Below are 16,796 nucleotides of genomic sequence, written 5' to 3' on the forward strand. Positions count from 1 at the left end.
CTCGCCAGATCCGCCTGAACACCTATTTTCAGGTTGATCGTTTCCTGGTATTTATTCCTCGCGCTGATTAGTTCGAGGTTAGATGTTTCACCTGTCTTAAACCTGATCTCCGCCTTTTTTACAAAACCCTTATAAACACTGTCCTGGTAATTCAGAACATGCAGCATTTCCCTGTTCAGCAAATAGGCGTACCAGGCGCTTCTTACCTGCCTAGTGATCTCTGCACGGATCAAATGATCTGAGCGTTCAGCTAACAAGGTTTGCTGGTTAAGCAGCCGGCGCTGATTCTTGTATAAGCCGGGCCAGGCGATAGTTTGCGTAATGCCTATGGCATTATCCATGTTCCCCCCACTGGTAGGGTCTTGGGTAACCATGATTTCAGTCTTGGGAATATCCGTACCCGACCTTTGTAAGGCCCTTGCCTGCGCTACAGACAAACCCGCAGAGCGGATATTCAGGTTGTTTGTTATAGCCTTACTAATGGCGCTGTCTAAAGTTAATGGCTCGTTGTTCTGTGCTCGCGCGGTATTTGGCTGAAAAACGTTAAGCCCTGCAATAACCAAAAGGGCGACCAATGCTTTGGGCACCTTGATCTTTTTAGCTTCTTGACGATTGAACAGCAGGTAAAGGCATGGTAAAACAAATAGGGTTAAAAAAGTGGCGCTAATTAATCCGCCTATTACAACTGTGGCTAAAGGCCTTTGAACTTCTGCCCCTGCACTGGCTGATAAAGCCATTGGCAGAAAACCTAAAGAAGCGACCGAAGCAGTCATTAAGACAGGTCTCAACCTTGTCTTGGTGCCTTCCAAAACGCGGTCGTAGATATTAGTCATTCCTTCTTCTTTCAACTGGTTGAAATAGCCGATCAAACAATCCCATTTAAAACGGCCACGCCAAACAAGGCAATAAAGCCAACGCCCGCGGAAATGCTGAACGGCATGCTGCGTAGTAATAAGGCGGCAACCCCGCCCATGGAAGCCAGCGGTACAGCTGTGAATATCAGCAGGCTTTCTTTCACCGAACGGAAGGTCACATAAAGCAGCACCAGGATAAATAATAGCGCTGCCGGTACAGCGATCATTAACCTCGCCTTTGCTGCTTGCAGGTTTTGAAACTGCCCGCCGTAGGTCAGGTAATAACCTGCAGGCAATTTCAGAGTGGTAGCCAGTTTAGCCTGGATCTCTTTTACCGTGGTCTCTACGTCACGGCCCTGCACGTTGAAGCCGACATAAATGCGTCTTTTTCCATCTTCACGGGATACCTGCGCGGGCGCGTCCTGAAAAGAAATATCTGCTACCTGGCTTAATGGTACTTTATTACCCGATGTCAATGGCACCAGCAGGTTTTCTACGCCTGATATATTCTCCCGCAGATCACGGTTCAGGCGAACAACCATATCAAAACGTTTCTCGCCCTCGAACACTACTCCGGTCACACTCCCGGCAAACGCGGTTTTTAGGATCATATTCACATCGCTTACAGTCAGGCCATACTGTGCCATCTTATCCCGGTTATAGGCTACCCGTATCTGCGGCAATCCGCTTACTTTTTCGATGTAGGGTTCGCTTACCCCTTTAACCGGTGCGATCAGTTTGGCCAGCTTTTCAGCCTGAATGGCTAAAGCATCCAGGTCATCACCGTAGATCTTGATAGCTACGTCTTGCCGGATACCGGTCATAAGCTCATTGAAACGCATTTGCATTGGCTGGGATATCTCGACGTTAATACCCGGGATAACTGACAGCGTTTCTTCCATCTTTTCAATCATTTCCTCTTTGGTTTCAGCTGATCTCCAGTCATCTTTTGGCTTCATCGCCAGCATCATATCTCCCTTTTCCATGGGCATGGGGTCGGTCGGGATCTCGGAACTACCGATGCGGGTAACGGCCTGTTTAATCTCCGGAAATTTGTCTTTCAGTAATTTTTCTGCTTTGCCAAAAGTTTTGACCACTTCACTAAGCGATGTTCCCTGTATCATAGATATTTCCACCGTCAGATCGCCTTCCTCCAAAGTTGGAATGAACTCACCGCCCATGCGGCCGAATGCCCATATGGCCAGGCCAAATACTATAAAGACAATGGTTACTGTAATGATCTTTACTTTTAACACGGCTATCAATGCGCGCTGATATATCCTTTGTAGAAATTCAATAATGCGGTCTGATATATTGCGTTTATGGGAAGTTTGCTTACTTAGAAATAAGGCACTTGCCATGGGAACATAGGTCAACGAAAGAATAAATGCACCTAAAATCGCAAAGGCAACGGTTTCGGCCATTGGCCTGAACATTTTGCCTTCAATGCCAACTAAGGATAATAAAGGCAAATAAACGATCAGAATAATGATCTGTCCGAATGCGGCAGACTTCATCAGTTTGCTGGCGCTATCCCGCACTTCGACATCCATTTGTTCGGAGGTCAGTTTCTCTACACCTTTTTGCCGATACCTGCCTGTAGTGATATGATGGACCACACTTTCGACAATGATCACGGCACCATCCACGATCAGTCCGAAATCAATGGCACCTAAACTCATCAGGTTACCTGAGACGCCGAACAATTTCATCATGGAAAATGCGAATAGCATCGCCAGCGGAATAACCGAGGCCACTACTAATCCGGCCCTTAAATTCCCTAATAGCAATACCAAAACAAATATCACAATTAAAGCACCTTCTAATAGATTTCGCTTAACCGTACCTATTGCTCGGCCAACCAACTCTGTACGGTCAATAAATGGCTCGATCACCACACCCTCCGGCAATGACTTTTGCACCTGCACCATACGCGCCTTAACGTTCTTTATGACATCGCCAAAGTTCTCACCCTTCAGCATCAGGGCTACACCGGCAACTACTTCGCCTTCGCCATTACGGGTAACCGCACCGTAGCGGGTCGCGCTGCCAAATTGTACGGTTGCGATATCCCGGACAAGTATGTGTGAACCTTTGGTGTTAGCCACCACGATCCGGCGGATGTCGTCCAGATTTTTCACCTGCCCCAAACCACGAATAAAGTAAGCATTGCGTTGCTGCTCAATGTAGGATCCGCCGGTGTTCTCATTGTTTTTTTGGAGGGCTTCATAGACCTGTGGTATGGTAATGCCTAAGGAATTCAACTTATCGTTGTCTAAAGCGACCTCGTACTGTTTGACATAGCCGCCCCAGCCACTGACTTCGGCTAACCCGACTGTTCCCGATAATTGGGTTCGGACGATCCAGTCCTGGATCGTCCGAAGGTCGGTAGCCGAATATTTATTTTCGTACCCCTTTTTAGCGTGAATCACATACTGGTATATTTCACCAAGTCCGGTGGTGATAGGTGCCAGGGAGGGTTCACCTAATCCTTTTGGAATACTATTTTCAGCTTCTTTTATCTGGGCATTGACCTGTTGCCTGGCCCAGTAAATATCCACGTTGTCTTTAAAAACAATGGTAATAACAGAGATACCCGAACGGGATATGGAACGTTTTTCAATGATCCCGGCGATATTGGCCATGGATAGTTCTATAGGTGCAGTAATAAACTGCTCTACTTCCTGTGCACCAAGGCTTGGTGCCTGTGTAATGATCTGTACCTGGTTATTGGTAATATCGGGCTGCGCGTCAACCGGTAGGTTATACGCAGAATAAATGCCCACCAGCACTAACACCAGTGTCATGATCCCGATAGTTACCTTGTTCCTGATCGAGAACGCGATAATTTGATCAAACATAAATGTAAAAATTAATACGATACGGAAAAGCCATGCAAGGTAAAAATGCAGGCGAAAACTAAGAATGTCGTATTAACTGATCTGCGGAGGCTGCCAGATCTTGATCGGCTGATTCTGAATGGCGGGTATGACATAATCAGGATAATCAGTGATCGATACTTCGGCGAAAACTACTATCAAAGGATTTGAACGGAGATACCTTGCACTAGAACAGCAATTGCATGTGCAAAAAGGCGGGCAAGACTCCTGGTTGGCATGGCTACCGCAGGTTTTGGCTTTAGTCAAGTTTGTAATGGAAGAATGGGGTTCTTTGTCCTCTTTGTCCCGGCAAGGCATCAGAGCAAGGATGGTCATATAGACGCATAATAAGAGGACAAAATACTTCACTTTACGAAGTTAGCTATAATCCGCTGATATTGGTGCGGAAGTCTTGAGTTTTTTTCTTGAAGTACCTTCTTTCCCTGTTGCTAAAATTTATTTCAGATAGAGAAGTTTTTTTCAGACTCATCTGTGGCTCCTGGCCCGCTAACTTTTTAATGTTATACTAATAACTGATCACGTTATCAGGACTTTAATCAGCAGGATATACGTACCTAACCGACAATGGTGAGTCAATACAGGTAGACGACAGATGTTGCCATCTCCGAACTTATATAAGCCTTTTTAAGCAAAATACCACAGTTCAAAAAATGACTTTCAATTCAAGTATCCGTTGGGTCTTATTAAAGATCAAACCGTTGAAATCGCACCGTTATTAATGCTACTATAGGAAGGCTACGAAGGATTTTGCTTTTACTCGTAAGTGACTCCGAAATTTTCCAAAAAAGATTATGAAATTCCGGTTTTTTTTCTGTTTTGAGGAAAATTACCGGGAGACTATCCTTGGTATAAATTAATAATGCAATCTCCGGATTGTTCCTGCTCGTAGTATCGCGGCCTTACTATGGTAATAATCATAATATCATGACCAATTCTTCCATTTACATGACGGTTCTTTTGACAGCCTTACCGAATCTGTTGCAATAAAGACCTAATATAATTATAAAATTTATGTCAGGGCGCTTTTGAAATAAGGTTTTTACGTATAAGTGTATCACAAAAGTCTTTGCCTTAATGTGCGTGAGATTTTTTAGCATCACAGAACTATGTTAAAACCAAACGGATAACGCTAACAGCTGTTTACCTCAATGCTCATTCATCTGCTAAGCGTTATGCGTGGGGGTGTATACAGTAATGTCTGAAGTGTTAAAATCATTCCCCGTACAAAATATAAGACTAATATAATCTCTTATTAAGAATCTATCTGACAATAAACTTTCCTTGAGTTGGGATTGCAGCACCTAAAGACAAACTTCGTTTTGAAGGCGACGCCCCCCCTATTCTGACCACATAGCTGCCGGATAACAATACCTCACTTCCGTTAGCATCAACGCTTTTCATTAAATCGGGTGTAATTTGAAATTGTACCTTTCTCGATTCGCCTGCTTTGAGATTAACCCTTTTGAAACCTTTTAACGAGTATTGAGGGTTCTTCTCGGTTTGGGGAACCGTGATGTATAACTGAACAACTTCTTCACCTTCCATTTTTCCTGTATTGGTTACCATGGTTTCAGCGATAATTGTCATATTCTTTTTAATCTGTTTTTCAGATAAAGTTAACGACGAATAAGTATAAGTTGAATAACTTAAGCCATAACCAAAGGTGTACATCGGTTCGGCTGTCATGTAACGGTAAGTGCGCCCTTTCATCGAATAATCTTCGTAAGGCGGTAATTGCGCAAATGATTTTGGAAAAGTTACCGGTAATCTGCCCGATGGGGATACTTTACCGAATAAGATATCCGCTACAGCGTTGCCTCCTTCTTCACCTGGATACCAGGCTAATAAAACGGCGTCAGCCAGTTCGTGTACTTCCGAGAGATTCATCGGACTACCGCCTGTAATAATGGCTACTACTTTGTTTTTGTTCCCTTTTCTAATCTTACGCAGAAAATCAATCTGGTTTTTTGGCAAATTGTAATCCAGTCTGTCTCCGTAATTTGGCGATGCTATGGCTTCGCCTTCTTCGCCTTCCAGCAAACCAGTAATACCCATCACTACAAAAGTCACATCGGATGCTTTAGCATCGCCGGTAGTCCAGTCTATTGGATTATTATTATCTCTGTCCAGTAAAATGCCAGGTTTGTATTGCATCTGACTACCTGGTTGAATAGCACCTGCTATACCTTCTAAAATAGTACTCATATGTGGGTTAACACCGTAATAATTACCCATTAAGGCATCTACACTAGCAGCATTCGGACCGGTAATGTAGTATTTAGATAAGTTGTTTTTCAACGGCAGGCACTTTTCGTTTTTTAATAGTACAATAGATTTTAAAGCTACTTCTTTCGCCAATGCACGGTGATCTGTACTATTGATCACACTTACGGGGATATTGTTGTAAGGGCTGTTTTGTTTAGGGTCAAATAGACCTAATTTAAAGCGGGTTTTAAGCAATGTCGCCAAAGCCTTATCAATTTCCTTTTCAGTAATCAAACCGCGTTTTACGGCCTCAATCAATGCGGGGTATTCATCGCCACAGTTGAGGTCTACACCATGTTTAACAGCAAGCGCTACAGCTTCCGGCTGTCCAGGGACCACCTTATGCCCCATATAAAAATCCACTATAGCACCACAATCCGATACTACATGCCCTGTAAAATGCCATTCATCCCGTAAAATCTGATCCAGCAATAAATTACTGCCACAGCAAACCTCGCTATTGGTACGGTTATAAGCGCACATCACTGCTTCAACCCTGGCATTAACTAATGCTTTAAAAGCCGGTAGATAGGTTTCTCGTAAGTCTTTTGGTGATGCTATGGCATTGAAAGAGTGGCGTAACCGTTCCGGCCCACTATGTACGGCAAAATGCTTGGCGCAGGCCGCTACTTTTAAATGCTCCGGGTCGTCACCTTGTAAGCCCTGGATAAAGGCTACACCTATTTGTGAAGTTAAAAATGGATCTTCGCCGTAAGTTTCCTGTCCACGTCCCCAACGCGGATCACGAAAAATGTTTATATTGGGTGTCCAGAAAGTTAAACCTCCATACTTCTCATTATACCCGTTAACCATAGCTGCGTTGTACATAGCACGAGCTTCGTCGGATATCGCCGTCGATTCACGTTTCGCCAGATCCTGATCAAAAGTTGCCCCAAGGGCGATAGCCTGAGGAAAAATTGTAGCGACACCGGAGCGTGCTACACCGTGTAGGGCCTCGTTCCACCAATTATATTTCGGCAAATTTAAGCGTGGCACCGATGGGCTTACATCCATCATTTGGTGAACTTTCTCTTCAAGTGTAAGTTTGGAAATCAGGTCTCGAACGCGTACGTCTGTGGGGTTAAAGGGGTCAAGATATGCGTTTTGAGCTCTTACAGATGTAACCGACAATAGTAAGGTTAATAATAAGATTTTATGTTTATTCATATTCCTAGGTGCATTAATAGCATTTAATACTAATCAATTCCATTTCCTGAGCCAATCGGGATAATCTTTTGCCAACAATTGCTCAGGCCAATTCCCATACCAGGCATAGCCGTTGCGCCGTTCGTAAGAAAGTTCCTGTAAGGTATAAACTTTTATACCATCCCGGTTACAAAAAAAAGGCCTGTCCGTTCCTATTTCATAATATCTTGCCCACATAATCGAGGTAGGATCAACTGCCATTTTTTTATCTGTTCCTTTCTCCGTCCCGGGAGCCGGAACACTCACCACCTTATAGCCGACGATTTTTACATCGTTCAACCATTGGACGGCTGCCTTAACAGAGGCTTTCATTTCCTGTGTAGGATAAGGTTGATCCATTAAAAATCGGATTATGCCAACGCTTTCCGATCCGCTTACCGAAGGCAGTTCGTAGGCACGGGCTTTTGCTGGCTGCAAAGTACGTTCGTCATATTGCTGGCACCACCCCGTTAATCTTCCGCTTTGAATGATCTGGGTGTTTAAGATGCATCTAATCCCTCTGTCCACACCATTCCTGCAGGAATCTATTAATTTCCGGTCGATCACATCCAGGCCATTCCGGCCAAGTGCGACGTCCATGAGAAGATTAAGTGCGTTGATCATCGCATTGTCATTGTAAGTTATCTCGTTACGGTAAAGGCCATGATCCGGATAATACTGAGGAAACCCCCCGTTCGGGTATTGGGCTTTTAACAGATAACGTATGCCCCTTTCAGCAGAGGCAAGGTAAAGGGGGTTTGGTATGGATTTGTATATTTTTACAAGATACCTAATCTCCATGTTTGTGGCGTTATTGTCGATGGTCGCCGCACCTTCTAGAACCTCAAAGGCTATATCCGTTTTATCTGTTGCTGAGAACTCCTGGTTGTAGCTAAAAGCCTTTCCCCGAAACTGTTTAAACCATCCGCCTGAGGGCCTTTGAAAACGAAGCATATTGTCTGCCCGAAGATCTTGCGCGCAGAGACGGGCGACAAAAAATATCGCGGCCAAACTCAGCAGGCTTTTAAAAAAACGTGTTTGCATGTTAGACATTTTTTCATGTTTATTTCTTAAAACGACCGGTAACATATGCTACCGGACCAGGTTTAATTTCTCGACAGTTTATTTTGGTGACTTTCACTAATTTGATCTCCAAAGAAACTATCTTTTAAAGGGCAGGTACCAGTTCGCTACACTAGACCCGAGTTGGGCCACACCCGGAGGCACTGATTTCCCAGCGGCTATGAACTTCGCAGCAACAGTTGCCTGCATGAACGCCAGCCCAGACCCCGGTATTTCCTTTTCCCGTCTTAGCCCGACCCGGACAAGGTCAGTCCATCGTACCCCTTCAAAAGCCATTTCAAGTGCGTTTTCCTTCAGAATGAGATCCTCCTGGGCGATCGCCAGACCTTTGGCATCCTTGACAGGTTTATCCCATAGTGCCGGTACCGACATATCAAAGTACTTTACAGAATCAACTTTAACGGGTACGAGGCTGGCATTTCCCCTAATACCAATATTACCGCTCCATATCCCTACGTAAGGAGGAAACTGCCCAGCTCTGGCATCGAAATAATAATCCGGGTTCGCATCAAAGCTTTGCATAATGTTCACCACATTAGCGGGAACAGGAGGAGGACCGGTATAGGCCGCTTTTAAGCCATTGTTTAACAAGGCGTAGGCTAATTGGTCACGGCCGTCCCTGTTGGCCGCTTCCAAAAAACGAAGGTGAAGTCCTCTTGATCGCTGAATAATAAATTTTCCTGTTGTTTCCAAAGGGTTGAGTTTATTAAAGCCCGCGATTAGCTTCTTTACTTCCGGCTCCGGACCCATAGAGTACGATTTGTCAGGCCCCCTATAAATGTCGATGGGTGAATTATCAGATCGGTACTGTATATCCCAGTTGTTAATGGATTTGGCAGATGGCTTCAGCAGGTATTTTCCCGCGTGCGAAAAAAGACTGATGAAAGGATTGCCAGGTTGGAATTTTTTATCAAAGGGCACCTGGCTGATGATATCACTTTTGATATCGCCATCGAAAGGGGATATAAAATCGCTGTCCCAGGTAGGACCTGTCGCCTCTCCTTTACTGCCGGTCACCCTGAAAAAATCGGGATATGACCCCGACCCAGAAGAAATTTTTACGTATTCAGATAGATCCATCGCAGCCCGGTAGTAATGCGCCGCCTCTGCGTAACTTCCTTTCCATAAAAAGACATCGCCAAAAAGAAAGTACCTGTTTAGGAACATTCTCGATGTACTGTAGCCATCGATTACACGGATCAATGATGAACCCGCCGTCACGATGATTGGTGTATGTGTTTCGTCCGTCAGGGCTATGGGGTTCAGCACCGGAACCGTTCTGATCATTGCAATCAGATTATCGATTAGCACGTCAAAACTTACGGTGGGCGATTTTGATGGGTCCTTTACGGCATCGATCGTTGCCAATGGGTCGGTCACAAACGGCACTGATCCATATTGAATACCAAGTTGAAGGTATACCCATACCCAAACTGTAGTGACCTCAGAATACCTGATATCAAATTCTGCCTGAGTCATTCTTCTGGTTCTCAACATCTCTTTGAAATTGTACATGATATCATTGCAGTCAATGACCAGAGCATAAAAGGGCTTCGGATCCGCCCAGGGGTTATCGGTTGTCGCACTATGCTCATTGATTTCCTTAAGATATTTATCCGCATTCGGTGTTACATCCATCAGGTCGCCCTGCAATTCATTCAATACGATATATTTATCCATGACCTTTGCGAATTTCCCATATAAACCCAGGATAACAGCATCGGCGTCATTTACGTCCTGGTAATTTTTCGTGATATCAAGTACGTTCTCGGGCTGGTAATCAAAGATTTTTTTACAGGAAAAAACACTTATCATAAAAAATAAAAGCAAAATATTCCGCTTAATTAACTTTGTTATATTCATTTTCATTTTTCTTTTATTCTGATTCTTATAAACCGAGTCTTATACCGATCTGCATAGTGCGGAATTGCGGCTCAAGGCCAATATCGGTTCCCTGGCTGAACAGGTTCCCTGAGGCGCTAAATTCAGGGTCATAACCCAGGTAATTTGTAATAGTGAAGAGGTTATCCGCGGTTAAAAATAATTTAGCTGATTTGATGGTGCTACCAGTTTTCAGAATAGCATAGGTAACGGAAATAGTTCTTAACCGGAGGTATGCCCCGCTCTCGATCCACCTGTCGGAAAAACGGGAATTTCCCGCCGGATCTCCATATTCCGCCCGAGGCACATTGGTGACCTGGCCAGGAATTTTCCACCTATTGATGGCATAATCCAACTGATTTTCGTACCCGCTCATGGAGGAAAGCTGCCTGCGGGTATAATTATAAATATCATTTCCACTGGTAAAAGTGACGACCGCATCCATTGACCATCGCTTATAAGATCCCGATGTTATAAAAGAGCCGGTGAAGGCCGGATTAGGGTCACCAATAACTTGCCTGTCGTTATCATCGATAATCCCGTCATGATTGTTGTCGATGTAGCGCATATCTCCGCCCCTGAAATTGGTTATGGTGCCGTCCGCCCTCAGGTTCTTTAATCCCGATGCAGCAGCCTCAGCTTCGGAAGCGAAAACACCATTGGTTTTAAAGCCATAGAACAAGTTAGCTGTCTGGCCGACCTGGCTGATGATCGTGCCGCCAGCGAATGTCGTCAGTAGCTTATCGTCAGGGATCATGGTGAGCTTATTTTTGTAAAAGGAAATGTTTCCACCGATGTCGAATTTTACCCTGGTATTCAGCAAACGTCCGCTTGCTGCAAAAGTAAGGCCCTTTGTTTCCATCGCACCATTATTAGTGATGGCATAACTAAAGCCCGAGATGGTCCCTGTCGGTTCATAGGTAATCATATCCGTAGTATGATGGTTAAAGTAATCCACGCTCAGGTTCAGCCTTTCCTTAAATAATGAAATATCCATACCCAAATTAGCTTTTTTAACGGTTTCCCATTTCAAAGAAGGATTGGCGATATTGCCACGTACCAAGCCCTGGCTACCAAGCAGGTTTTGAGAACTATAAAACTGGGCAGTGGTATAATCACCAATATCATCATTTCCGGTCATACCGTAACCCGCACGAAACTTCAGTATATCGATAAACCTGACACTTTTCATAAAACCCTCACTCGAAACAAGCCAACCAAGCCCGATTGAGGGCATCAGGGCTAATTTATTGCCATTGAGAGCAAAAGATGTGCTGGCGTTTTTCCCAAAGCGTGAAGACGCGTCAGCAGCGATATTCAACGAAGCAAAATATTTGTTCTTTAATTCATAGTCCACATTCCCATAAACATCCATCCAGTTCCATTTACTGTTATAGCCGGTATTTGACCTGAGTGCAGGAAGACCTGCGCCGACACTAACATAATCATCGGTCGCTGAACTATAGCCTAACCCAGCATCAGCTTCGCGTTCGCTGTAGCTGTACCTAGCACCAAAGTTAACAGCAAGTTTTTGATCGTTTCTAAACCTGGAGGCGTAAGAAATCCTCGAATCATTGTAGACCGAATACAGGCTTTTAGTGCTGGTGCCCGAACTATTTGTAGATATCCCTGTTGCAAGTGTGTCAGGAACGACACCTAATCCCGGTATAAAGAAATTCTCCCGGACCTTATCATAGTTCACTCCGATCAGGGTTTGGAGCTTCAATTTTTCATTAAGTTTCATGAAAAAACTAACAGACCCAACAAACCTGTAATTTTTGTTGATCCCCACCATGTCTTCCGTTAGCGCGTAAGGATTGGAAATATTGAAGGCATCGACATCCGCCGCTATGGGAGCGGTTTCGTTGGTTGAACTTTTCTGGAGCGGCGCTAAGATTGGCGCTTTTACCAGGCCGAGGTATAATACATTGGTTTTGGGAGCTATTCCCTGGCTTTTCAAGTTTTGCTGGTTATTCACAAAAGAAAGATTCGCTTGCGCAGAAAGTTTTTTTGTGAGGTTCAGATCGGCGTTAAAGCGGGTTTGATTACGTTGATGATCCGTGTTCCTGGTGATGCCTTTTTCCCCGAGGTACCCCACTGACAAGCCATAAGTGGCGATATTGTCACCGCCAGTGATCTTCATGTAATAATTCTGGTTATAGCTGTTTTTCATTACCTGGTCCTGCCAGTTCGTCGTATTGTGGTACTGGTAATATAATGGATTCGCAGAATCGTTGATATATGGCTTAAGTTGAATGTTAGCAGGCGTTTCACCCGGAACCGTGACCAAAAGGTCAGAAAGGAAAATACGGTAATTCCGGTCGTTCATGACCGGCAAATTTCCAGGTTTATAATTATAACCACCATAGGCTGCAAAGTCAATATTGGTCACCTGGCTTTTGGCCCGGTTCGTCGTAATCAAAATAACACCGTTAGCACCTCTTGTCCCATAAAAAGCCGTTCCGTCTTTAATAATGGTGTATGAATCCACGTCTTTGATATCGATATTGGATAAGGGATTAGAAATATGTCCCGCGATGGTTGAGGTACCATAGCTGAAATTATCATAGATCATTCCATCGACAACGATAAGGGGTTGATTAGTTGAGTACAATGAGCTGAAACCATTAAGCAATAAGTTTCCGCCTACACCGGGTGTACCCGACCGGCGGGTAACGTTTAGGCCGGCGACCCGTCCCTGTAAATAGGTATCCGAACTTTCCGCGGTGCGCTGCCAATTATCATAACTACTCACTGTTTCTACAGCATATGCAGTATGTAATTTTGAGTTTACAGAATAAGGAAGTTTTACCTCGCTGTAAAATGATTTGTAGGTGTCGGGGTAAAGATCAATAACGATCGTTTTTCTGCCTTTTAAAACGATTTCCTTTTGCTGGTAGCCCTGACCGGATACATTAATCACTGCATAATGATCGCTTACCTCAATCCGGAACTCACCTTTCTCATCAGTGATTGTCGCAAGTTCGGTGCCGGAAGCAATGCTGATACCCGGCAGTGTTTTCCCTGTTCCGGCATCCCTTACACTACCGGTTAGAAAATTGTCCGCCACGTTTCTTTTTTTACTGGCGGAATCCGGCTTAAGGGAACCGATCTGCGCCTTTATACACATGGGTGTAAATCCAATAACCAGTAGGATCAGTATGATGTTTTTTAGTGATGTATTCAATACGTAATTCATAAAATTATTTCGAATTTTAATTAGGGGATGGGGACCAGTTTGATATAATCTAAAAGCAATGTATTTGCCCCATTGGTTGTTACCGTATTTCCAAGAAGAAATAAATTTAATGAGCCGAAACCGGCAGCTTTCGAGAAATAGAAGGGACTGACAAAGTCACCCAATAATACATCATTATAATTGGGTGAAAAAGTGTGTTTTCCGGTCACCGGGTCGACACCATTGTCGACCACGCCTGGCTTGGCCTGCGTAAAGGAGACATTGGTCGGCGTATTGAAAGCCAGTCTCATAGGAAAATAGGTCAGGTCAGTAGCTGAACCCGTCAGGGCTAATGCATTATCACGCACGACCCGCCAATAAACCCTGTATTTAACGGAGTTGGCGTTTGTCCGATAATTAACCCACATTGAAGCTGTACCATGATTTTCCAAGAGCATGTCCTGGTATATGGTGTTATTCGGGTTCCTCCGGGTTCGTACACTATAGGTTTTCGTGACCAGCATACTGTCTATATTTTCTCCTTGGAGCGTGATCGGTTTGATCCTTGCATAGCTATCGTTCCTTTCCCCCAACAACTTGTAACTAATGTTGTTCATCACGTAAACTATACCATTGCTAACTTTGCGGCTCTCCACGATGTCACTCTTTCTTAAATGGAATTTGACACTGTCAACAGCGGAATACACTGTATCTGGAAATGCTTCTGAATTCAGGACACCTTTGAAAGCAAGCATGCTGATCACATTGAATTTGGTCAGGCTATCCGATTTGGAAAGATTTGTCGTAACAAAGTATTTAAATAGTGAACTTTGTTGGGCAACGAACAGGGGATCGATGAGCACAATATAGGTATAGAGAGAATCTTCATTACTAATATCGGCCAGATTATTGAACCTATTGAGCGTCGTATAGCCTGTCCCGGGTTTATAGATCGGTGCGCCTGTATTGGGATTCACACCCGTCTGTATAGCTGAAGACCGGTCAAAGGCCAGATAATTCAGCGAAATGAGCTCCTGTTTCTGCAATGTCGTGGTCGACATCAGGTATTCCCAGATACTCGGCTTAGGAATGATCGCATCCCCGATCACATGTAACACGCCGTTGCCGGTATATTGATCAGCCACGATGATCGGCGAATCATCAACCGACGCCCTTTTAAAAGTTACATTTTTCCCGTTCAAGGTTTTGATATAAAGCTGCCCACTGATCGTTGAGGCCAGGTAGGACTGATTTGCGATATGGTTCCCTACAAATTGTTTTAGCCGTACACTATCCTGCATAATCGCCAAATCAACTTTCTGGATGGCCACGTTATTCGGCGCCCATACCGTAAATGATTTGGAAGAAGCGATAACTTTATCGTACCCCGTTTTTACAAGAAGACTGTAAAACTGGCTGAGGTCCGGGTTTCTATTGATCCGCTCTAAAAGACTTTGGGACAGTGCTGAGTCTCTTAAGTTGTTATAATTATCCCATTTCTTGTTACAGGAACAAGAAAGCGTGATCAGTACTAGTAAATATGTAAAATGCCGTATTTTTAATATCATGCCGTAAAATTTAAACTTGATCTATAAACACCGCCTGGTATTTATAGATCAATGGGTTATGGTATTGGTGTAAAATCTTGAGTGCCGTCAGGTCTGAATCTTGGCAATACCTGCGAGGGCCAGTCGGTTGGGATAAAATGTATCATATCCAACTTGTTTCTGTCCAGCGACTGGTTGCCCTGTATCACTTCAAGGCGTACCTGATGCACATTGGTCACGGCGATATCGACAATGCCGACCAGTTTGCCAATAAAAGGCTTCGATGAGGGGGCCGTGGCAACGACTGGATTGGACATGTAATATTTCCAGCCTTGGGATTCCAATTCCGACATGGTTGGAACAATCGGCGGGGGCTCAGAAAAATCGAAAGGTTTAGCCATTGTAACGCCGTCGACCAGCACCCTGCATTGAACACGTCTGCCCAACGGGTAATCGCCGCCGCCCTGTGAATCCCTTGAGTAACAGATCCAAACTTTATACCTGCCTTTTACAATGACCGGGGTCTTCATATAGATCCAAGAGTTGAGCCCGGCTCCGCTGTTGGCCGCTGTTGGAATACTAATGGATGGATTCAGCACGTCGTTGTAGCAAGCGCCCGTATAGTTCAGGTATCGCTGATCATATTTGTTATTAGGCGCAGTTGGCGTGCCTGAAGACTTCCTTTCCCAGTCCCAGCCACTGATCGGCTGATCTGTTGCGGAATATTTCGAAAAGTAGGTCGAAGCCGACCCAGCCTGTCTGAAAATGCTAGGGATAGCCCTGATTTCCGGGAAGTCACAAACATCCCAGTATACAGGGACCGGTTTACGGATCTTGATAGCGAAATGCCCCGTAGTTATTCCGGCTGTAGAAGAATAAGGTGCCATAGCGTGCAGTACCCCGTTAGAGGCAGAAAGATCGCTTGATGACCTTGAGATTAAACTCCCGGGTTCATATATACCGTTAAAAACAATATCATTAATGAGGATATTACCTGCACTCCTGGAAATATTCAGGATATCTGGCGGGGCCAGTGTGTTTAGCGAGGTCAGGGTAGCAAAATCTGCCAGATAGTTTGCACCAGGTATGATGTGGTAACCAATAAAGGTATGCAGGCTATCCATTACATTCTTAGGATCTCCGCTACCCGGGGAAAGGCGGGCTTTAAGGCTGATGAAATCCGGAAATCCTGCAGCATTCAGTACGCTATTGCTTTCCGCCAGAACAGTCAGGAATTTTCGTGTGGCAATAGGATTATTCGACGGGATGACGTTAAGCGAATCATACCAACCAGTTGCTTTAAGAGCCTGAGTAAAAACTGAATAATTGGGATCACTCTCTATCATTTTTGCCAAAGTATTTTTCGCGGGTAAGAGTACCTGGCTGATCACGTGGATAATCCCGTTGCCGACACGTACATTGGAGGTAAGTATATCTCCCTGCTTATTGACTGTTAGCTTGGTGATCCCAGCAGCCAGAGTTACTCCTGTGGTAAGGTATTGACCCTGAAGAGTTAGAGCACTTATCTTACCATCACTGAATTTAGAGGTAGAAATGGTATCATTCAGGATATGAAAATTGACAACGTCCTTTAGTTCTCCTAAATCAATGTCGTCCACGGAATTCTTGCCTGCTTTGGCCAAGTAGGCCTTAACCCCATCATTAGTAGGAAGAAAAAGCGTGTACTTTCCATAGGCCTGCAAAAAGCCGTCGGTTCCCGCCCGCTCAATCATTTTTCTGAATAGTGAAAACTGCTCCGGATATTTATCAAGATAAGAGGTAATGTTGACATTACTGCTGGTGTTGATCACCAAAGGCTCTTGTTTGCATTTCGCGAAAAAAAGTGCAATAAAAAAACCGGTAATCACTGTCGCCAGTTGAAGGCCTTGAGTTTTTTTCATAA

At 44.4% G+C, this 16,796-nt stretch carries 6 protein-coding genes and 1 pseudogene; all 7 read right to left on the reverse strand.

Annotated elements, in window-relative coordinates; translation table 11 throughout:
* Positions 1-29: 29 nt before the first annotated feature.
* Positions 30-3,715: pseudogene (locus BDD43_RS05565) on the reverse strand (CusA/CzcA family heavy metal efflux RND transporter); the annotation flags it as partial.
* A gap of 1,299 nt (positions 3,716-5,014) precedes the next feature.
* Positions 5,015-7,186 carry a glycoside hydrolase family 3 C-terminal domain-containing protein gene (locus BDD43_RS05570; protein WP_008507884.1) on the reverse strand — a complete coding sequence of 724 codons (2,172 nt, stop codon included), beginning with the start codon at positions 7,184-7,186 and terminating at the stop codon, positions 5,015-5,017.
* Between the two features lie 33 nt (positions 7,187-7,219).
* Positions 7,220-8,248 (reverse strand): pectate lyase, encoded by a 1,029-nt coding sequence (pelA, locus tag BDD43_RS05575; RefSeq protein WP_040627566.1) that lies wholly within the window; start codon positions 8,246-8,248, stop codon positions 7,220-7,222.
* Between the two features lie 117 nt (positions 8,249-8,365).
* Complete coding sequence (locus BDD43_RS05580) at positions 8,366-10,156, reverse strand: RagB/SusD family nutrient uptake outer membrane protein (RefSeq protein ID WP_121196774.1); 1,791 nt, start codon at positions 10,154-10,156, stop codon at positions 8,366-8,368.
* Positions 10,157-10,175: 19 nt separating this feature from the next.
* Positions 10,176-13,367, reverse strand: coding sequence for a SusC/RagA family TonB-linked outer membrane protein (locus BDD43_RS05585; protein WP_008507889.1), 3,192 nt, complete (start codon positions 13,365-13,367; stop codon positions 10,176-10,178).
* Between the two features lie 20 nt (positions 13,368-13,387).
* Positions 13,388-14,914: a fasciclin domain-containing protein gene (locus tag BDD43_RS05590; RefSeq protein ID WP_008507890.1), complete on the reverse strand. Its 1,527-nt coding sequence runs from the start codon at positions 14,912-14,914 to the stop codon at positions 13,388-13,390.
* A gap of 56 nt (positions 14,915-14,970) precedes the next feature.
* Positions 14,971-16,794 carry a fasciclin domain-containing protein gene (locus tag BDD43_RS05595; RefSeq protein WP_008507891.1) on the reverse strand — a complete coding sequence of 608 codons (1,824 nt, stop codon included), beginning with the start codon at positions 16,792-16,794 and terminating at the stop codon, positions 14,971-14,973.
* Positions 16,795-16,796 lie beyond the last annotated feature (2 nt).

It is taken from the genome of Mucilaginibacter gracilis, assembly GCF_003633615.1.
Lineage (GTDB): Bacteria > Bacteroidota > Bacteroidia > Sphingobacteriales > Sphingobacteriaceae > Mucilaginibacter > Mucilaginibacter gracilis.